This is a genomic window from Candidatus Zixiibacteriota bacterium (genome assembly GCA_040756055.1).
Taxonomy (GTDB): Bacteria; Zixibacteria; MSB-5A5; order GN15; family FEB-12.
Genome location: JBFLZR010000004.1, coordinates 265,697 through 286,082 on the forward strand (window position 1 = coordinate 265,697; position 20,386 = coordinate 286,082).

At 52.5% G+C, this 20,386-nt stretch carries 18 protein-coding genes; 5 read left to right on the plus strand and 13 right to left on the minus strand.

What is annotated here, in order from left to right; genetic code table 11:
• Positions 1–58: 58 nt before the first annotated feature.
• From sppA to AB1483_09445, 3 genes are read right to left on the minus strand one after another with little or no spacing between them, the layout of a single operon-like run.
• Positions 59–2,482, minus strand: a complete 2,424-nt coding sequence (gene sppA, locus AB1483_09435) for a signal peptide peptidase SppA (GenBank protein ID MEW6412679.1) — start codon at positions 2,480–2,482, stop codon at positions 59–61.
• A gap of 3 nt (positions 2,483–2,485) precedes the next feature.
• On the minus strand, positions 2,486–3,544 hold the full coding sequence (locus tag AB1483_09440; protein MEW6412680.1) for a hypothetical protein: 1,059 nt from the start codon (positions 3,542–3,544) through the stop codon (positions 2,486–2,488).
• A complete protein-coding gene (locus AB1483_09445; GenBank protein ID MEW6412681.1) occupies positions 3,541–4,338 on the minus strand; it encodes an RNA methyltransferase in 798 nt (265 codons plus the stop codon). The genes AB1483_09440 and AB1483_09445 overlap by 4 nt, the downstream gene beginning before the upstream one ends.
• Positions 4,339–4,402: 64 nt before the next feature.
• On the opposite strand from AB1483_09445, the gene AB1483_09450 reads away from it, so the two are divergent.
• Positions 4,403–7,012, plus strand: a complete 2,610-nt coding sequence (locus tag AB1483_09450) for a patatin-like phospholipase family protein (GenBank protein ID MEW6412682.1) — start codon at positions 4,403–4,405, stop codon at positions 7,010–7,012.
• A gap of 93 nt (positions 7,013–7,105) precedes the next feature.
• Complete coding sequence (locus tag AB1483_09455) at positions 7,106–7,732, plus strand: DUF3365 domain-containing protein (GenBank protein ID MEW6412683.1); 627 nt, start codon at positions 7,106–7,108, stop codon at positions 7,730–7,732.
• 27 nt (positions 7,733–7,759) lie between these two features.
• Here AB1483_09455 and AB1483_09460 read toward each other — a convergent pair whose 3' ends face one another.
• Together AB1483_09460 and AB1483_09465 are read right to left on the minus strand one after the other, a co-directional pair.
• Positions 7,760–8,722 (minus strand): hypothetical protein, encoded by a 963-nt coding sequence (locus tag AB1483_09460; GenBank protein MEW6412684.1) that lies wholly within the window; start codon positions 8,720–8,722, stop codon positions 7,760–7,762.
• 134 nt (positions 8,723–8,856) lie between these two features.
• A complete protein-coding gene (locus AB1483_09465; protein MEW6412685.1) occupies positions 8,857–9,435 on the minus strand; it encodes a cation transporter in 579 nt (192 codons plus the stop codon).
• A gap of 257 nt (positions 9,436–9,692) precedes the next feature.
• Here AB1483_09465 and AB1483_09470 point away from each other — a divergent pair, with 257 nt between their 5' ends.
• From AB1483_09470 to AB1483_09480, 3 genes are read left to right on the plus strand one after another with little or no spacing between them, the layout of a single operon-like run.
• A complete protein-coding gene (locus AB1483_09470; protein MEW6412686.1) occupies positions 9,693–10,049 on the plus strand; it encodes a metalloregulator ArsR/SmtB family transcription factor in 357 nt (118 codons plus the stop codon).
• Positions 10,046–11,125 (plus strand): ACR3 family arsenite efflux transporter, encoded by a 1,080-nt coding sequence (arsB, locus tag AB1483_09475; GenBank protein ID MEW6412687.1) that lies wholly within the window; start codon positions 10,046–10,048, stop codon positions 11,123–11,125. The genes AB1483_09470 and arsB overlap by 4 nt, the downstream gene beginning before the upstream one ends.
• Positions 11,122–11,574, plus strand: coding sequence for an arsenate reductase ArsC (locus AB1483_09480; protein MEW6412688.1), 453 nt, complete (start codon positions 11,122–11,124; stop codon positions 11,572–11,574). Before arsB ends, AB1483_09480 begins: the two co-directional genes overlap by 4 nt.
• A 10-nt stretch (positions 11,575–11,584) precedes the next feature.
• Here AB1483_09480 and AB1483_09485 read toward each other — a convergent pair whose 3' ends face one another.
• From AB1483_09485 to AB1483_09520, 8 genes are all read right to left on the minus strand, one after another.
• Positions 11,585–11,794 carry a hypothetical protein gene (locus AB1483_09485; protein MEW6412689.1) on the minus strand — a complete coding sequence of 70 codons (210 nt, stop codon included), beginning with the start codon at positions 11,792–11,794 and terminating at the stop codon, positions 11,585–11,587.
• A 113-nt stretch (positions 11,795–11,907) separates the two neighbouring features.
• Positions 11,908–13,002, minus strand: coding sequence for a VWA domain-containing protein (locus AB1483_09490; GenBank protein ID MEW6412690.1), 1,095 nt, complete (start codon positions 13,000–13,002; stop codon positions 11,908–11,910).
• On the minus strand, positions 12,999–14,489 hold the full coding sequence (locus tag AB1483_09495) for a magnesium chelatase (GenBank protein MEW6412691.1): 1,491 nt from the start codon (positions 14,487–14,489) through the stop codon (positions 12,999–13,001). Before AB1483_09495 ends, AB1483_09490 begins: the two co-directional genes overlap by 4 nt.
• A gap of 136 nt (positions 14,490–14,625) precedes the next feature.
• Positions 14,626–14,874, minus strand: coding sequence for a S4 domain-containing protein (locus AB1483_09500; protein ID MEW6412692.1), 249 nt, complete (start codon positions 14,872–14,874; stop codon positions 14,626–14,628).
• A 5-nt stretch (positions 14,875–14,879) separates the two neighbouring features.
• Positions 14,880–16,178, minus strand: coding sequence for a peptidylprolyl isomerase (locus tag AB1483_09505; GenBank protein ID MEW6412693.1), 1,299 nt, complete (start codon positions 16,176–16,178; stop codon positions 14,880–14,882).
• Between the two features lie 10 nt (positions 16,179–16,188).
• A complete protein-coding gene (locus tag AB1483_09510) occupies positions 16,189–17,928 on the minus strand; it encodes a peptidylprolyl isomerase (GenBank protein ID MEW6412694.1) in 1,740 nt (579 codons plus the stop codon).
• A gap of 144 nt (positions 17,929–18,072) precedes the next feature.
• Entirely contained in the window at positions 18,073–19,044 is a 972-nt protein-coding gene (hprK, locus tag AB1483_09515; GenBank protein MEW6412695.1) for an HPr(Ser) kinase/phosphatase, read from the minus strand.
• 112 nt (positions 19,045–19,156) lie between these two features.
• Positions 19,157–20,323, minus strand: coding sequence for a PDZ domain-containing protein (locus AB1483_09520; protein ID MEW6412696.1), 1,167 nt, complete (start codon positions 20,321–20,323; stop codon positions 19,157–19,159).
• Between the last annotated feature and the right edge of the window lie 63 nt (positions 20,324–20,386).

Here is a 20,386-nt window from a genome sequence, read left to right on the forward strand (position 1 = left end):
AAGCCAATGCCCGGCAGGTTTCAAGTCTGTTGGTGTGGATGCCTTTGCGGAGTTATCGCTATTCGATTTCGATATCGAACGGCAGGCGCGCCAGGATTCCTTCGGTAGCCAGAATTGACGGGTCTTCACCCGGCTCACTCGCCCGGGCGCCGCCGAGGCCAAGAAGTCGAGAGATATCGCCCAGCACGGAGATGCCCGGCAGGATAATGAAGGGCCGTTTATCCGGGAGTATTTCGATGCGGTAGTCTTTCAGACCGACCCTTTCGGCGGTAAAATCAATGGCCTGCTTGATGCCTCCGGCCCGGTCCACCAAACCGTTGCCGAGAGCTTCCCGCCCGGTCCATACCCGTCCCCGGGAAAGATTGTCTACCGAATCTACGCTCATGTTGCGATTGTCCGAGACCAGCTCAAGGAAATGCTGATACATCGCATTCATACTGGAGAAATATTTTTCGCGTTCTTCGGGGGTGAAGGGTCGCATGGTGGTGAGCATACCGGCGAATCGGCCCCTCACAAAAAGCTCTTTGCCCATACCGATCTTTTCGTACAATCCGCTCAGGTCGGCTTTGCCGCCGTAGATCCCAATGGAACCGGTGATGCTTGCCGGATTGGCAAACAGATATTTTGCCGGCATGGCGATATAATACCCGCCGGATGCAGCCACGTTTGCCATTGACACCACCATCGGCTTGTCATCGGCGGCTCTCTCGACTTCACGATAGACATCTTCACCGGCCAGCGCGAATCCTCCCGGTGAATTGATACGAAAGATAATGCCTTTTATAGTCTGGTCTTTACGGGTGCGGGTAAAGGCTCCGGCCATTTTGCGCGGGGTGACATCGGACTCCGCCTCAAACGGGATCACACCTTCGCCGTCGAAAGCAACATCCCCCTCAGCTACCACCACAGCAATAGCCGGTTTCACGCCCCAGATATCATTGATCACGGTGTCGCTGACGTATTTGCGAAGAGAAATCTCCGGCATTTTCGTAAGAACCCCGCTGTTCAATTCATCACGATAACTGAGCCCGTCAACCAACCCGTATTCAAGGGCCTGGGCCGAGGTAAACGGCCCATTGTCGATGAGTTTCTTTACCGAATCGATAGTGATAGCGCGGCCTTCGGCGATCCCGCTGACAAACTGGTCGAAAAGGTCATCCAGGAGTCTGTTTACCTGCTGCCGGTTTTCTTCTGATGCCGCGGTTTGCGTGTAGGGCTCGGCGCCGCTTTTGTAGTCGCCGATTCGAAGCAGGTCGGCCCTTACGCCAATCTTCTCCAGTGTCCCGCCGTAGAAAGTGAGTTCGGCCCTCAGACCGACGAGGTTCAATTGACTGACGGGTGGAATGAGGATTCTGTCACAGGCGCTGCCGATGTAATAGGCGATATTGTTTGGGTAAGAAATGTGACAGGTGACGGCCTTGCCTTTTCCGCGGAAAAATTTCACAGCCTCGCGTAGCTCCTGGGCCTGACCGAAACCGAGAGCGAGACGGTCGAGCGCGAGGACCATCTCCCCTACATACGGATCCTCCGCGGCGCGATAAATGCTCAGCAGGGTGGTCAGAAATGATGTCTGCTTCTTTCCGATTATCGGCCGGGGGGGATTTTCGCTGGGGCGTCCCGCGAGACTGACCGAAAGCCGTTTTGCCTTCGGTTCGATAATCGACGGTTGCCGTGAACTGGTCGCTCCGAAAAAGACTGTCGAACCCTTATGGTTACCGTCGCTATCCGACTGACGCCTGCTTCCCACGAAGTACTGCAGCAGGTTTGCCCGTACGCCTATTTCGAAATTTCGGTCGTCATCAATGAGCGCATTCAGATATAATCCTTTGAGCGGTGTAACTTCGACCTGATACACGAAATCCGCGTTGCTCAGACGTGTTTTGGTCGACAGAAACATGTCGACAGCCAGCGTTATTTCGTCCTTGAGCGGCCGGTATGCGAACGAGTATCTTTGCTCCGTTTCGGTCCTGACGCCATCGATCTTGCCTCTATTGAGGTTCGAGAATACGGCGGCCCAGCTGAAACGCTTATCCGGCTGATAGAGAAGACCGAGATTCCAGAAGTGGCGATTGTCGTAGATGCCGGGGCCGTCGGTAAAATACCGGTAGGAGGCGCCGAAGGAGAGCTGTCGTCCGACAGGTACTGAGCCCGCGAGTATGTACTCTTTGTAATTATCGCCGTCCGGGTTGTGCAGTGTTCGATAGCCGATAGAGAGCGCCTCGCGGCTTAGCACCGAGCCCCAGCTTTTGGCGTAGTTGCCGTCGTAATAGTCCGCCATGAATTGGAAGCCGAGGACGCGGTACCTTGCGAGCGCCGCGGGGTTTACCCAGGTGGCCTCGGAACCGAACACCGATGCCGCGGGCTGGTAATAAAAAACACCGCCCGGTATTTCGATTCTCTCACCGCGGACGGTTGAAGTTGCCACTGCTCCCACGAATATGACAGTTATTAACAGGACAAATATTAACGTGGCTTTTCTCAATCGCTAATCCTCCGGTTGATATCCTCTGACATAGAGATTCCCTTTACCTCTCACCGAACCCGTAATGGAAGCTTTCCCATCTCCGGCGACTAGGCTGAGGCGGTTTTTCTGCACCAGGTCGGCTTTGAAAGAAAAGTTGGAAACCTCGATCTTGCCATCTTCTTCGACAACAAGGGCCAGAAACGCGGAGACGTTCGACGGAACTGACAGTTCGATATCTTCGTAGCGGTTAGTCAGGCTCAGCCGGGCGTCACCGATCTTCGAGACGAAAATTTCGACCGGACCGTACTGACCGTTAACGAAACTGTTGTCGCCGGTGGCCTCGAATTGATCGATCTCAATGCGTCCATAGCTGTTTTTGACGTTAATTTCTCCGCTTATGCCAAGGATGCTGATGTCACCGTTTTCGTTGCGGAAGGAGGCCTGACCGTTGGTACCGCGGATATTTCGCGCCATCAGTTCGGAGTTGGTTGTCGCGACCTTTATCTTGCCGCTGATATTTTCGACATTAACGCGACGGTTGGCGGTGATCAGTTGAAGTTCTTCCGTGACATAGGCGACATTCAGCCTTCCCATCGACGACGGCACCTTGAATGATTCGAACGGTCCGTCGGCTTGTATGTCAAAATACGCAGCTTCCACCTCAACCTGACAGAATTCCGGAACTATCACGACTGCCTCAATCAGGCCCACTTCGGTCTCACCCCACGGAGCCGGGTTGGGAGCCCTTAACTCCAGACGAGCGCCTCCAGACATTTTCGAGAGGTTTATGGCGATCTGATCGATATAATCGATGGCGGTGGATTTGCTTTTGGTCCTGGCTTTCTTGGTGTAGACGACACTTACATTTGGGTCGGTTGAAGTGCTGATGCGAAGTTCGCCGCGCAAAGTTAACGCGGACTTGATGAGGATTTTCGCGCCGGATGGCGCCGGCACCCGGGTCTTAAGCTCCCTTGTCGAGAACAGGTTGGATTCCTGTTCGAAAATCTCCTGGGCCGTCGCGGAAGAGATACATACCAGAAGTATAGCCAGAGATGTTAATACTTGCCTGAAGTTTTTCATTGTCCTGCTCCGGTGCCTTCGTACAACATATTCATAAGAATCGAGCCGGCAACGGCGGCGTTCAGCGATTCAACCTCGCCCGAGTGGTCTATTCTGACGAAAAGGCCGGCTTTCCGCTTGACTTCCTCGGATAAACCGTCGGCCTCGCTGCCAACTGCCAGAATCAATTTGGCCTTTTCAAACTGCTTTTTCAAGGAATAATCCAGTTTTTTGCCTTTTACTCCGGTAGCTACAATTGCGAACTTGTTGCGGTCGGCAAAGGCGAGCGCTTCATCGGTGGTTTCCCTGGTCAGGTGAAGTCCGAAAATGGCGCCCGCTGAAGCCCGCACCACCTTTGGCGACCAGGGGTCCGCTGAATTTCCGGTCAGGATTACCGGGTCAAAACCGAAAGCAAGCGCCGAACGAGCCAGTGTGCCGAGATTACCCGGGTCGGATATATTTTCGCACCATAGTATTTTACGATAGTTGGGGCGGTAAAGTTGTGCGAGACGGCAATCCGGGATGGAAAAAGCAGCGATAATCCCCTGGGGTGTCTGTGTCGCGGACATTGAATTCAGCTCGCGAGCGCTTGTTTCAAACATCGTAATCTTCTTGCGGCCAAACTCTTCGACCAGGGCCTTGCCCCTCTCCGACAACAGCGAGGGCGCAAAGTAAAGCTGGACCGGCTTGATCCGGTGGCGAACGGCCTCCTCGATCAGCCGTACTCCCTCGGCGACAAAAAGACCGGTCTGCTTTCGACCTTTACTGGTGGACAGGGCTTTGATGCTCTTAAGCTGACTCTTTGTAATTGACACTTGTCATCACCCACAAATAATTGCAACTTTGCACAATGAACCGATTGTGGTGACTGGTTGGCAAGTGAAAACTAAGAGCGCATTTTTACTCATTATTCTTCTGGCGACTACGTGTCTGGCGGCTGTCGACGACGCCATTGTCGTTGGAGGGATTGACGATCTGGGTCCTTACCGCGGCGACAGTGATTATCCTGTATCACTGGCTCTGTCCGGCGGAGGAGCCCGCGGCTTCAGCGTCATCGGCATATTGAAGGCGTTTGAGGAAAAAGGCATTGCCGTGAGGGCCATCACCGGAACGTCGATGGGCGGCATAATCGGCGGCTTGTATGCGGCGGGCTACACCCCCGACCAACTGGATTCGATAGCCACACAGATAAACTTCAATGAGTTGTTTTCGAACGCGCCCGCGCGCAGGTCCATGCTCGTAACGCGGCGACAGGAACACGACCGACATCTGCTGTCGGTACGATTCGACGGTCTCCGTCCGGTGATTCCCCAGGCTCTTACGGCCGGTCAAAAGCTGACGGAGTTGATGACGAACCTTACCACACGCGCCAATTATCAGTCTGGCGCCAATTTCTCCCGTCTTCCCATACCCTTCAAGACCATAAGCACCGATATTGTGTCTGGTCGGGAGGTGGTCCTTGACACCGGGTCGATAGCCGACGCCCTTCGCGCCACCATGGCTTTTCCTCTGGCGTTTACGGGACTGGAGAAAGAGAACCAGGTGCTCATGGATGGCGGCATGGTCACACCGATTCCCGTTGAGCTTGTTCGCGGCATGAGTAATCCGGCGGGGCTGGTGATTGCCATAAACACCGCCAGCAAGCTGCTGCCCAAAGAGGAGCTCGTTACGCCCGTTGATATCGCCAACCAGGTGACATCGATTATGACCGCCGATCAGTTAAAAGCCGAGCTTGCAAAAGCCGATTATGTGATCGAACCGCCTATCGATGATTTCGCTTCCAGTGATTTTGAATACAAAGACAGCATCATCGCTCTCGGGTACCGCTGCGGACTCGAGCAAGCCGACAGTATCATCGCCATAATCGAGCGAGGCCGCGAGACGATAACTTACGATATAGAAGTTGTCGAAGTGGTTGACCTGCCGCAGGGCGTAAGTGAAGCCATCCGGGAGAGTCTTCTGGGGCGCGTTATCACCCGCGGCGAATTGACCAAACAACTCAGGCGGATGGTGTCGGAATTCAATCTCTTTCGCCTTCAGGCGGATATCGAACCAGTTCAGCAGCCGACGAACGGTAGTGTCGGCGCGGCCCTTGTGATAATGGCCTATGAGAACCTCACCATTCCCGAGACGGAAATAAGTTTTGCCGGCAATAGCATTTTCGATGAGCAGAGGCTGATTCGCGAACTGCTGGCTCCCGATTCAGTAATCACCCCGCGCAGTGTGAGGCAGGGTCTGGAGAGAATTCTCGCGCTATATCACGACGAGGGATATGACCTGGCCAATATTCGAAGTGTCGCAATTGACAAGGACAATCGCCGCATAGGTATTACTATCGACGAAGCCGTCATACGGAGAATCGATGTTGAGCACAACAAGCGCACCCGCGATTGGTACATAAGGTCATACTTTACCCTCAAAATCGGAGAACCTTACTCGACCTCGCGCGCCAGCACCGGTATTACCAATATTTACGGAACTGACCTGTTCGATCGAGTGACGGTCGGAGTACTGCCGTCACCCGAAGGCGCCGTTGTAAAAATCGGCGTGGATGAGAGGAAAAACAGTCAGCTTCGACTCGGCTGGCACTGGGATGACGAGTATGAATCGGAGGAGTTCGCGGAGTTTCTCGACGACAATATCGGGGGCATCGGCCTGCAATATCTTCTTCACGCCCGTTATTCCCCGAGACGGCAGGAGTATCTCGGGACTTTCAAGGCTGACCGTATAGTGAGCACGTACCTAACATCGAGGCTCAACCTGTTTCACCGCTATATCGACCGTCGGGTTTATGTTGGCGATGAGCAGGTGGGGACCCGTGAGGAGCGAAAGACAGGCTTCGAACTTACCGTTGGACAGCAGATCGCCCGGCTTGGTACGGTTTCGGCCGGTCTGACTATGGAGCGAGTCGAGTACGAAAACAGCAATACCGGCACCGGCAGAGTGTTTGACCTGAGAGTAGTGACTTTTGAATCGATGGTAGAGAATTTTGACCGGCTGCCGTTTCCGAGCACCGGCAACAGATACCTGTTTCAGCTTCAGTTGGCGGGTAAATACCTTGGCGGTGAGGAAGAGTTCACCCGGTTTTACTCTTCGCTCGAGATTTTTTTGCCCTTAGGAAAGTTCCTCAATTATCACCCGAGTTTCCAGCTCGGGGTGTCGCGGTCGGGTTTGCCGCCATCGGAACAGTTCTTTCTGGGGGGTATGCATTCTTTCGCCGGCTTCAGGACACACCAACTCGCCGGGGACAAGATGTTTATCTTTTCCAACGAGATCAGGGTGAAGCTGCCGCTGCGACTGTATTTGACCGGCCGTCACGATCTGGGAGAGGTATATGTGAGTTCCGATGAGATTAAACTCCGCAATCTCCGCAACGGCGTCGGCGTCTGTCTTGCCTTTGATTCTCCGCTGGGGCCATTCGAATTCGGTTATGGTATCGCCGACAGCGACTTCGACCGCTTCTATGTCAACATTGGTTTCGCGTTCTGACGGCTGATCACGGAGCAATGGTTGACCGGTTCGGTATTAATGGTTAGATTATTCCAATACACGTAACAGATTTGTCTGTACAAAGGAGGGTTTATGCGAACTGCGTTGGTTCTTCTGATGAGCAGCTTTTTGCTTTTCTCCTGCGGCAAGAAGGCCGACACCGATACGTCCTCTGCCACCACAAGCGATAATGATCTGCTGGTCGATGCCTCGAACCGTCTGATAGCCAAATTCGGCAAGGAGCTGAAGAGTGAACTGATGGCGGCTATGTCTGATGGCGGTGCGGAGAACGCCATTTCAGTGTGCCAGTTGAAGGCGCCCGAGATCGCCAAGGCCAACTCCGGCCAGTACTGGTCGATTGTCCGCGTCAGCGACAAAAACCGCAACCCGGAGAATTTTGCCGATGACCACCAGATGGCTATTCTGGCTCGCTTCGCCGATACTACCGGTCAGACGGCAGCTTATTCATACGAGTGGTCCGAACAGCAGCCGAAAATCTTCCGCTATTACAAACCCATTATGACCGCGCCACTCTGCCTGAAATGCCATGGACCGATCGATCAGTTAGAGCCGGGAGTAAAAGCCGCGCTGCAGGAAAAATATCCTGATGACAAAGCTACCGGCTATGATGCTGATCAACTGCGGGGAATGTTCGTGGTCGAAGTGCTTTGGCCGGAAGGTAAAGAGTTTGCCGAGCAGCTTGCGGCTGACACATTGTAAAAGTCTTAAACGGCTCTGGAAAGGTATTTAGAAGCGGTATCCGGCGCTGACACGATAAGTTTCATCGAGGGCGTCGTGTTTGAGAAAGGCGAAGTCGACCGTGATGTTTTTGACATCGACTCCCCCCCCAAGCGTAAGGTTGCCGATATCGAATCCGGCCCGGCCAAACAGCATCTTTTTGTAGGCGACTTCCCAGCCGAAGTGAGTATCCATCGAGACCGGCCCGCTCCAGTATTGAGCCGCATATTTGATGTCCTCAAATTTGATGTCGCCGCTCATCATGAAACGTCCGGTTATAGTCCGGTAGGTGTGACTTAACATCAGACCGGGCTTGACCGTGGGATAGATCGATTCCGTATTGGCGCCGTCATCGAATGTCTCCCCCGAGTATCTGATAAAACCGGTGGTGATGTCCGTAACCATCAGACCAACATCCAGCCATTGCTTTAAATCGTAAAGCAACCCCGCGTCCATAGTGAGACCTTTGCCCGTTTCCGTTCCGATGTCACGATAAATAATTTTGGCGGTCAGTCCGAAGTCGATGCGGCCTGACAGCTTGCCCGACATTGATGCCGCAAAGAGATAGTCGCCGTGGGATTCTTCGCGTACCACATACGGGCGATCGAATTCGTTGAGGGCGGTGATTTTGATGCCTCCCCCGCCGAGATAATAGAAATAAAATCCGAACGAGCGAATGAGCGATGCATCTTTGTCGCGGGCGACTACGTAGGATACGAAGTCGTGGTTGAGCAGTGACCCGAATGTTTCGGCGTGCATGGCCGTGATAAATTTGCCGTCCAGCCTGTTCATACCCGCCGGGTTCCAGTATGGTGCGGAGCCGTCAAACGGTCCAGCCACGACGGCACCCCCGAGAGCCAAGCCGCGACCTCCGACCCCGAGCGAGAACGCCTCCCCGGCATACTTGGCCGGAAAAACCTCAGCCGATAAGAGCAGAGTTATAAGCGCGATGTACGTTACTATTTGCCGCATTGCAGTATAAGTTAAGCAAATCCTGTTCAAAACAAAGTCAAAACTGCTACTCGTCCAACCGGGCCTCATTCATTATACAAAAAAAGCGGGAGCCAAAGCTCCCGCTTTTAGGTGAGGTTATATCGACAAAACGGTTATTTGGTTTCTTCGGGTTTCTTTTCTTCGGTCGTGGTGTGAGTGGCGCTGTCGCAAGCAGCGTTGTCCATAGCGTTCTTAACACTCAAACCACAGGTTGAATTGACGCCGGTCGATGTTGCCACGGCGGGAATAATTTTAGCTTCGTAGCCTTCACTGGCAACAGCAGTGGTTATCTCGCTCTCCTTGATTTTGGCAGGATCTACCTTGACAACGGCCTCGCCCTTCTGATAGCTGATGCTGACCACCTCAACAACACCGGGGACCTTGACCAAAGCGGCGGAAATACTGTTTTCGCAACCGGTACAGGTCATGCCTTTGATGGAAATAGTGCGGGTCACCATGCCATCAGCGGTAGCCGTCTGAGCGGCGGCCTTATCAGCCCCCCCACAGAGCGGACTTCCGGCCAACGGACAGCCTCCGCTCTTGGCGGTCTTGGATGAAACCATCTTGGCGGAAGCTTCGGTGGTTTTGGCTGTCTGGTCAGTTTTACATTTTTCGTCGCAAGCGAAAGCGGCGGCCGAAAAGGCAAACAGGACAGCGATTACGAGTATAATCGTCTTTGCTGGTTTTCTCACGTGTTACTCCTTAAGGATCCCGAGTTTTTTCTAATATGCCCGGAATATACACTTTTCTGTTTTACGCACAATGGTGGATTTTGTTGCAGTCCCGGGAAATTTCTCATAAATGGTTTTAAGTCAGCTTGTTAGGTTCTAAAACAAATCCTGGAAGCGCGGAGTTCCCTGTGCGTAAAAAAATACCTCACAACCGGTCCTCCGAAAGAGTACGAATCTCTGCTTGACAAAGAGAGTTATATATCTGTATATCCGGATATATGAATTTTAACTTGCCATCGAATATCGACCATGAGATTTTCAAGGCGCTTTCTGAACCGATTAGACTGAGAATCGTCGCCCTTCTGACGGAGGGGGAACTTTGTGTCTGTGACATTCAGAATGTTTTGTCGCTGCCTCAATCTACGGTTTCACGACACATGTCACGGCTTAAAACATCCGGCGTGGTGCGGGATTCGCGGCGCGGGAAGTGGATTTATTACCAATTGTCATTTACCGGCCGACCCCTGATGACGGCGCTTGCGGACTATTTCGGCACACTGAAAAATAAAGAACCCTTCGCCGGCGATAGCAAACGGCTGGCTCAACGACACTTGAAGGAGGATCGTTGCGGGTGAACACGGGACTATCGTTTTTTGAAAGGTACCTTACCGTCTGGGTCCTGCTGGCGATTATAGCGGGAACGCTTATAGGTTTCGCCTGGCCTTCATTGGCGGTATTTCTTGACAGGTTTTCCTATGCGCAGGTTTCGATTCCCATCGCGATCTGCCTTTTCTTCATGATGTACCCGATCATGGTGAAGATTGATTTCTCCAGGGTTAAGGCTGCGGCCAAGACTCCCAAACCGGTTGTTCTCACACTGGTCATCAACTGGTTGATCAAGCCGTTTACGATGTATGTCATAGCCTATCTGTTTTTGGGTTTTCTGTTCAGGGACTTGATCGAAGGCACGGAGGTTATCAAGGGTGGCGAAGTCGAGATATATCGGTCATACATCTCCGGCGCCATCTTGCTCGGCATAGCGCCGTGCACGGCGATGGTCCTTATGTGGAGCTATCTCTCAAGGGGAAACGATGCTCTGACGCTGGTAATGGTAGCGGTTAACTCGCTTACGATGCTGGTGCTTTATGCTCCCCTCGGCGGGCTGTTACTATCGGTAAACAAGATGCCTATCCCCTGGCAGACGATCTTTCTTTCGGTTTTAGTCTATGTCGGGCTTCCGTTGGTCAGCGGCTACTATACGCGAAAGAGTATCATCGGAAGAAAAGGGATTGACTATTTTAACAGCGTCTTTTTGCACAAACTTACGCCGATAGCGATTACGGCGCTGCTGGTGACGCTGGTAGTGTTATTCATCCTTAAAGGCGAGGTGATCATAAAACAGCCGCTCGATATCGGTCTCATAGCCGTGCCGTTGTTCATCCAGACCATATTTATATTCGCGATTGGATATGCCGCTTCGAGATTGATCAAGCTCAAGTACGAAGATGCCGCTCCCGCGGCTATCATTGGCGCCTCGAATCATTTTGAAGTTGCCATCGCCACAGCGGTGGTGCTCTTCGGCCTTAACTCAGGCGCAGCCGTGGCCACGGTAGTTGGGGTGTTGATTGAGGTCCCGGTGATGCTCATGCTGGTGAGGTTCTGCCTGCGCACGCAGTCGTGGTTCCCTGTAAGAGAAAGCAGATCAAAATGAAAATACTCGTCCTTTGCACGGGGAATTCCTGCCGTTCTCAGATGGCGGAAGGTTTCTTTCGGCATTATTTTCTCAAAGCGGGAGATAATGAATCAGCCTATGCCGTCCGTTCGGCCGGATTAGAGCCACACGGTCTCAATCCAATGGCGGTAAGAGTGATGGCCGAAGCAGGTATCGACATTTCCGGACATTCATCGGACCACCTGGACAAATATGCCAAAGATAAGTTCGATTACGTGATTACGGTTTGCGATAACGCCGCCGCCAACTGTCCCGTTTTTCCCGGCAAAGCGAAGCGTCTACACTGGCCGTTTGATGATCCTGCCAAGGTAACCGGCAGCGAGGCTGATATTTTGACTGAATTCCGTCGTATCCGCGATGAAATAGAAGGTACAGTCCGACGATGGCTATCTGGTTTGGATAGACTCGCCCCTGACGCCATCAGTTAAACGGTGAGGCCTACTTTTTGGCGTTGTCGAAAAGCCCCGGCTGGTGGGCGGCCCAGGACTGAGGATCTATCTTATATTCGTATTTGTATTTACACTCACCCTTTTTACAGGTCGCAGGACGGCGCTTGGATGGATAATCGAAAGTCTCGCCGCAAACCTCACAGGTCGCCTGTTTCCAGTTCAATTTGGGAAGAGTGGGAATTCTTATTTCTTTGCTCATAGATCTTACACCCGCGATGAAAATTCAGGTTCTCACAATTGCTTTTCAGCCAGCGTAAGAAGTTCAACGCTTTTTGGCAATCACTTTTTTGGTATTGGCCGTCGCGATTGAGTTCAGCCGGTCTTTCTCTTTCGATTGGCAACAAAATCCCAGATAACGTAGCTTCCAAGATTGTCTACCGATGAGAAGTAGGCTCTCCCCCGGTTAAGTTCAGTCAGGCGTTGCACGAATTTCTGAAGATATGGATCGTCGGTCACCATGAAGGTCGTGATAGGTATTTTCTTTTTGCGGCAAATGACCGCTTCATCCAGGGTGCGGTTGACGATTATCGGATCCAATCCCATCGGGTTGCGATACAATTGTCCGTTCTTGCGGGTAATCATCGATGGTTTACCATCGGTAATCATGAAGATTTGCTTATTGACATGTTTGCGGGAGAGAAGAATCTGCCTGGCCATGCGAAGACCCGCCTGCGTGTTGGTGTGATAGGGACCTACGCCTATGTAAGGAAGATCCTTGATTTGTACCTGCTCGGCCGTATCGCCGAACAATACGATCGAAAGATCATCCTTGGGATATTTGGTCAGAATCAGCTCGGTAAACGCCATCGCCACCTGCTTTGCGGGCGTAATGCGGTCTTCGCCGTAGAGTATCATCGAATGGGAAACATCAATCATAAGCACCGTGGCGCACGAGGTTGATCGCTCCGACTCATAAACCTCGAGGTCTTTTTCGGATATGTTCAAACCGAAGTCGCCGCTTCTTTTGATGGAATTGAACAGGGAGCTGTTGTAATCGATGGACCGGTAGCTGTCGCCGAAGTTGAAGTTTCGCTTCTCCGGCAACGTTTCTTCGGACGACCCGCCTTCGTAAGGCAACGCGTGCTGTCCCTTGCCGGCCGCCTTCATGCGCTGGAATATCTGCTCGAACGCATCCTGCCTCAATTGCTTCTCTCCCCTGGCGCCGAGTTTCAGACCTTGCGCGGTTTGTTTGACTATCCGTGATTGCTTCAACTGGCGTTTGAATTCTTCCAGGTCCAGGTCGGGATCGATATACCCCTGCTGCTGAAGGCGCTCCATCATCTTGAGAGTCTCTTCGACATCGCCGTTAAAACGAACGAGCAGGTAGTTGAAGATAGCCATCAGGCTGGCGAGGCTCTTCAAAGTCCGGTAGAGCTCATCATCGAATTCAGTATAGGTGAATTTCAACGGGCGCCCCCCATGCCTCTTAGCATATCGGAGAATATATCGCCATATCGGAAAGTGGTGTCCTCCATTTCGCGCGATATCAGGTTATTGTGGTGCAGTCCTTCGAGGACGAATTCCATGCGCAGGATGGTCTCACGCTCGTCTTTGGTACCAAAGTAGCGCGAGACTATTTCTTTAAGGCCGGGAATCTTCTTGAGTTGACCCTGATAGGCGTTTTCGTCCATGTCATCGGATATCTCAAGTCTGGTTCCGCCGGAGAAGTAGTCAATGACGGCCTCGTACGGGTTATCGCGCATCGGTTCATCGGGTTTCTGACGTTCTTTGTTGGGACGTGGAAAGTGCTTGAGAAACTCCTTGTTTATCGCCTGGGAAATCAGGTTGTGCGCGACCACGACAGCCCCTTCCTGCTCACCTTCGTAAACAAGCTCTATCTTGCCGCTCACCGACGGGATAACGGAGTACAGGTCGCACATGCGCGGGTAGTTGTCTTTCTCGCCGTTTCTGGCGGCGCGGCGCTCGACATTGGAGAGGAAATTTTCCAGCGCCGAGATAGACACGCGCGCCGACACGCCTGATGACTGGTCCACATACTCGCTCGTGCGCGCCTCGAAAGCCACTTCTTCGAGAATATTGCGAAGAAACTCCGGGATGTAGGCGGCGGCATTGTCGTGGGAAACCTCGCCCGAGGTAATAGCCCGTGCATCGGACAAAGTGCGCGGGTAGTGCGTGACAACCTGGGAGTCGATTCTGTCCTTAAGCGGAGTGATAATGTTGCCGCGGTTGGTGTAGTCTTCGGGATTGGCCGTAAACACAAGCATCATGTCGAGCGGTACTCGCAGCGGGAAGCCCCGCACCTGGATGTCGTTTTCTTCGAGGATATTCAACAAACCCACCTGTATGCGCGGCTGAAGATCGGGCAATTCGTTTATGGCGAAGATGCCCCGGTTGGTGCGTGGAATAATCCCCCAGTGAATGACCTCTTCATTGGAGATATCGAGTTTTTCACGGGCGGCTTTGATCGGGTCGATATCACCGATCAAATCGGCTATAGAAACATCGGGCGTGGCCAATTTCTCGTGGAATCGCTCGTGGGGCTGCAGCCATTCAATCGGCATGTCGTCGCCCATTTCGGCAACCATTCGCTTACCCATGGGCGAAATAGGGTTGAGAGGATCTTCGTTTAGCTGGGTGCCCGGAATGACCGGAATGTAGTCATCGAGCAACCGGTAGAGCTGGCGGATAAGGCGGCTTTTGGCCTGTCCGCGAAGACCGAGCAGAATGAAATTGTGCCTTGAAAGAATGGCGTTCTCTATCTGTGGAATGACCGTGCGGTCGTAACCGATGATTCCGGGAAAGACCGCTTCGGAAGATCTGATTTTGTTCAGCAGGTTCTGCCGCAACTCCTCCTTGACCGTCTTGCTTTTCCATCCCGATTTCTTAAGGGCGCCCAGGGTTGCGGCCCTGGCATCGCTATTGGTCTTAGTCATGGCCTGATATCCTCATAGTGTTTTATAGGCTATAACAAAAGGAAACAGGATTAGTTCTGGGGGATTTCTCGACCGACTAAAGTCCAAGCGGCAAAATAGAATGCGACAGGCGCACAGCTACAGAAAGTGCAGCAGGCTATTCTACTTTTAGCTCTTTGTAATAATTTTCGCGGTCGGTTTTCGCGATCGAGCCCGAAGGCAGCTCGAGTACTTCGACAGCCAGGGCGTTTTTGCCCTTCAACTGGATAATGTCTTTAGGTTTGACCTGATAGGCGGGCTTAACGACGCGACCATTGACGGTGATCATACCGTTGTGGGCAAGTTCTTTGGCGACGGTTCGACGCTTAATCAGCCCGACAGTGGACAGATAGTCATCTATGCGCATGGCGATCAGTCTTCAAGACGGTAGCTTATATATGTTTTGTCTTTCAATTGCTCGATCCATTTGTCAACCATCTTGCCCGTTTTATCCTGACGCGCCAATTCTTTTATGCGGTCGTAGTCTTCATCGAAGGTGTACTCTTTTTCCGGCTGGTAATCGAGGAGCTTGAGAATGTGGATTCCGTAGCGCGACGTAACGGGACCGCGGTATTCACCGGGGGTGTCCCAACCCTGCACCGCATCGGCAAACTCCTGGGGCATATCCGCGACGGCAAACCAGCCAAGTTCGCCGCCCTGGGCCCGCGTATCGTTATCAGCGGAAAACGCTTTGGCCAGTTGGGCGAAATCATCCCCTTCGCGGGCCACCTGAAGCAGAGAGTCGGCCAGCTGGTAGGTCATGGAGGAATCTTCGAGCGTCGCCGGAACTTCGACCAGAACGTGTCTCAGCCGGGAACGCTCACCTTCTTTTCCCTCGCACTTTATGACGTGGTAACCGAACTGGGTTCTGATGACGCCGGAGATATCTCCGATGTTCAGATTGAAGGCGGCCCGGGCGAATTCCGGGACAACGTCCTCTGGCGACAGATAACCCAGATCGCCTCCGTTGACCCCGGCTCCGCCGGTCGAGTATTGCGAGGAGATCGTGGCGAAATCGGCGCCATCGAGTATTCGCTGCCTCAGGTCGGTCACATATTGACGTATCGAATCCTCCACCTTCTGTGAAGGCCGAACGGTCAACAGTATGTGAGCCAGTTTGACACCTTCGGGCTGACTCGGTATCGAGTCTTTGAACGTATCGTAAAATTCCTTGACTTCCTGTCGGGACACCGAAACGGTGGCGAGCTTTGACTGGATGAAGCGCTGCTTGAGCATCTGATTCTCGACGTCAGTGCGGTATCTCCTTTTCAGATCACGGAGACTGAGGCCCTCGGAGGCAAGCGCCGCCATGAATTCATCGTAGCTGTCGAAATTCTGAGAGATGCGGGTGACCTGCTCCTCAAGGGCGTCATCGATCTCTTCCTCGCGCACGGAGATGCTCGTGTCTTCCCTGGCTGCGAGCAGAAAAAGTCTGTCGGAGACCATCTGGTCGAGAACGTCTTTTTGGAGCTGTTCGATTTCCTGTTGATTTTTCGGCCGTGTGCCGGACTGAAGCACGAGCAACTGCATCTGCCCGGCCAGTTCCGAAGCGAGTATGACCTGGTCGCCGACCACCGCGACGATCCTGTCGATCACTTCCCGCTGAGCGGTCGCGGGGCTCGCGAACACCGCAACCGCTGTCAGGATCAATACGAGTTTCAGAAGTCTCATAAGCTCCGTCTTAGTTCCCCGCGGTACTATCAGCTCCAGCCACCGGCTCGGGATATTTGTCCATTTCGATCGTGGCCCAGATAGCGTCCTCGTCGACCTCCACATTAGTGTTCTTCAAGCGTTCGTCTACCCACGCCTGTATAGCTTCGCCCTTTGCCTGTTTTGTCAGGCGGTCATTGATGAGGCGTTTTACCTCGAGGAAATCCCTGACCTCGGGTTCGACTTTATCAACGACCCAGTAGATCGAGTATTTACCGCCCACCATAACCGGGCCGCCCATACGGCCTTTGGAAGTCTTCATCGCGGCTTCGAACAACTCGGGATACCACTTGGCTTCGATAAAGCCCATATCACCTTGCCGGCTGCGACGACCGGGACGTTCGGTCAGTTCCGCCGCGGCTTGCTTGAACATGTCGAGCGATTTGATTTCTTTGAGCAACCGGGTAGCTCTCATCTCATCGCTCAGCATAATTTCATAGACATGGACTTTGGCCGGAGTCGTAAACTCGTCGATATGCTCGTCGTAATAGGCCCGCAGAGCATCTTCATCCGGCGGGGGCGGCGCCTGAATGGAGTCATTTTTCATGATGTCGGCCATGTTGAACTCTTTGAACATGCGCATATTCTCCAGGTACTCATCGTTTTTGTCCATACCCTCGGCAAGCGCCTCTTCTTTGAGCATATCGGGCTTGAGCAGTTCAAAGGCGACGGCTCCAATCGAGTCGTAGTTATCGAAATCCGGCCTGAAGTTAGCCGGGATGTTTTTGATCTGGGTGAGATACTGCATAAGCGATACCTGACCACCACTCCAGCTGGCTACCACCAGCTCCTTCTCATTGCGGTCGAGCTGCTCCAGGTCGAAATCGTTGCGCGGCAGGGTGGGCAGAAGCTGCGGGGGATATACCTGCTCTCTCTTGTGAAGAACATAATCGCACGTTGAAGTATCGACCGTGATAGGGTATTTTCCTTTAAGAACCTCGAAATACTCCCGGGTGAGATCCATTGCTTTGCGACGCATAATCTGGTTTTTGATGGCATCTTTCATAGCGCCGTATTCGCCACGGGAATCATTGGGAATCTTGTCGATCAATTTGATCACGTGATAGCCGAACTGCGATTTAATCGGGGGTGAAATTTCGCCGGGCTGCATCGCAAAAGCGGCGTCCTGGAACTCATCGACGGTGGCGCCCCAGAGAAAATAACCGAGGTCACCTTTGTTACGCTTGGCGTCGGGATCGATGGAGTATTCGAAAGCGAGCTGTTCGAAATTTTCGCCGCTCTTCACTCTCTCGAAAAGCGCCTGGGCCGTATCCAGCTCACTGACCACGATATGCGCGGCTCTTACTTTATATTCGAGGTGATTGTAAAAATCCTTGATTTCGGCCTCGGTGGGCTCGGCTTTGTCGGCGATACGCAGTTTATAAAGGGTTGAAATAAGGAACTTGTCTTTGTTGGCAGCTACCGCCCGGGCGAGCTCCTCAACCTTATCAACATTCTTCTCATAGGCACCCTGAATCAGAAGCCGGGTGACTATCATGGAATCCAGGATTTCACGCTTTTTGTTGTACTCTTCCTGAGCGTTGGCAAACGACATATTGGCGCGGGTGAAGTAGTCACTGAATTCGTCCATGGTAATATCGTAATCGCCAACGGTGGCAACGGGTGTGTCTCCGGATTTACCGCAACCGCTGAAAACCAGTACCATCAGCGAAAACACCACCAGAATTAAACTCAAAGTTCTGCTGTTCATTACAAATAGACCTCCAAATATCTCACAACATTTTACTTCAGTTACAGGGAATTGTTCCTTAAATCATTACCGGACATAAAGTCGTATAGTATAACCCGGTCCGGTCAATTCTCCAAGCTCTTTTTGATTGTGGGAAAAAGGCTGCTACTCGTAGTCGGATTCGAGATAGTCTTTTGTTACCGATTGACGGCTCAGGGTCTGTGACAGCTTCTTTGTGAATTCGACCGCGGAATTCTCACCGTAAACCTTCAACATATGGTTCATGGCAATGACTTCCGAAATCACCGTGATATTTTTCCCCGGCGATATAGGCACCCTGACAACGGGGATACCCACGCCGAGCAGATTGGTTTTGTGGTCTTCAATTCCAAGCCGCTCATAATCTTCGGCCTCCGACCACAGAGTCAAATTTACTTCCACCTCGATTCTTTTCTGAAGACGAATCGAGCGGATTCCGAAGAGTTCTTCAATGTCAATTATACCTACCCCGCGAATCTCCATGTGATGTCCGAGAAGCTCCGATCCGGTTCCGATGATAACATCGGGCGTCGTGCGGGTAATTTTCACGACATCGTCGGCAACCAACCGGTGGCCGCGTTCGACAAGATCCAGCGCGACCTCGGATTTACCGATACCTGATTTACCGGTATAGAGCAAGCCGACACCATAGACATCCATCAGGGTTCCGTGGACATTGATCGAAGGCGCGAAGACGTGGTCGAGGTAGGCCGACAGCCGGTTGGTGAGTTCGGCTGTGCTGAGGCGGCTTGAGAATACCCCCGTATTGTGTCGGTCGGCGGCCTCGATAACCTCGAACGGCGGCGTTATGCCCTTCGAGATTATCAGCATGGGGATATCGAACTCAAACAGTTTGTACGAAATCTCTTTAAGTCGTTCGGTCGAGAGCCGGCTGATATAGGCCATTTCGGTCTCGCCGAGGATTTGGACGCGTTTACTGGCGAAGCGCTCGAAAAAACCCGTTAGAGCCAGTCCCGGGCGGTTCAACTCGGCATTGTGAATCTTCTTTTTCAGCCCGGCTTCGTTGCCGTTGAGAAGAGTCAACTCCAGTTCCTGGGCGCGGCTCTGGAACAGTTTTTCGACCGTCATATTGATCATGGCGAGCTAAATATAAGAGAGACACAACAAAGCGGGCAAGAAAGAAAAAACAAAAAAGCCCCGAAGACGGGGCTTTTTGTGCTGTTTGAGGATTTCCTCAAGGAGGGGTGATTCAGTCGAGCTTTCGGCTCATATCCCTTAGCTCTTTTTGCATTTCCCTAATTTCGTCACGTAACTCTTCTCTGGCCTCCCGCTGCGCCTCGCGAACTTCTTCGCCCTGGTCAAGCCGGAGCGCCTCCAATTCTTCCCTCAATTCCTCCATTGCCTCCCGATAATCTTCCATCGCCTCGCGGTAGTCCTCCGCAAAATCCTCGGACTCGAAGTAAACTTCGCCGTCGTCGGAATAGACTCCGTAATGCAAACCATCCATATCGGGCAGATCGATATCAATATCGGGACCGCTGAAGTGGTAACTTTTTCCGTGCCGCGAACCTTTGCGCTCCGCTATCTCGACTTCGACCGACTGTTCTTTCTTGTCACGGACTATGACAATGTTGATTTTCTCGCCTTTTTCGAAGTCATTGATAACTTCATGAAGGTCATCCCTCTCAAAGATGCGCTGGTTGTCAGCTTTGGTGATGACATCACCGGCCTTGATTCCCGCCTTGGCGGCCGGGGAATCATCTTCAACCGATGTTACCAGCATACCGCGGCCCTTCTCGACCCCAAAGAATTCGCCGAGTTGTGTGGTGAGCATCGTGACCTGTACCCCTATATAGGACCGGTCGAAATAACTGTTCGCGAGAACGAGCTTGTCGATTTCGGGAATCGCCAGCACTCTGGGGACATCGGGCACCCCGGGAACAGCGGGCACTCTCGGCACCGACGGCACCCTGGGCACGTAAACAATGTGGTCGTCATCATCGTACCAGCGCCAACTGGAGTGGTAATCGCGCGGCCGACCCTCGAGTGTAACTTCCAGCTCCATCTCTTTGCCGTCACGATTGATTTTCAATTTGACCTTTTCATCCGGCTTGCGCTCTTCGAGCATATCAAGCAGGTCATCGTAGTCTTCGACTCTCGAGCCGCCGAAAGCGATAATGATGTCACCTTCCTCCAGACCGGCGGCCTCAGCCGGGGAATCATCGACTATCTCGTTCACTACCGCGCCATATTCGATGTCGAGATCAAAAGCGTCGGCCAAATCTTCCGTAACCGACTGGCCATAGATTCCGATCCAGGGGTACTTGCCGGATTTTGATGATCTGCTCAAACCGATAGAAACCAGTACCGCCAGGGTTACTATCGTGACCAATGAGATTTTCAAAACGCTGTGCATCGCTTCCTCCGTACTGCTGATATGATGAGATGTTTTTCTTTGTATACGGAAGTTTTATGAGGA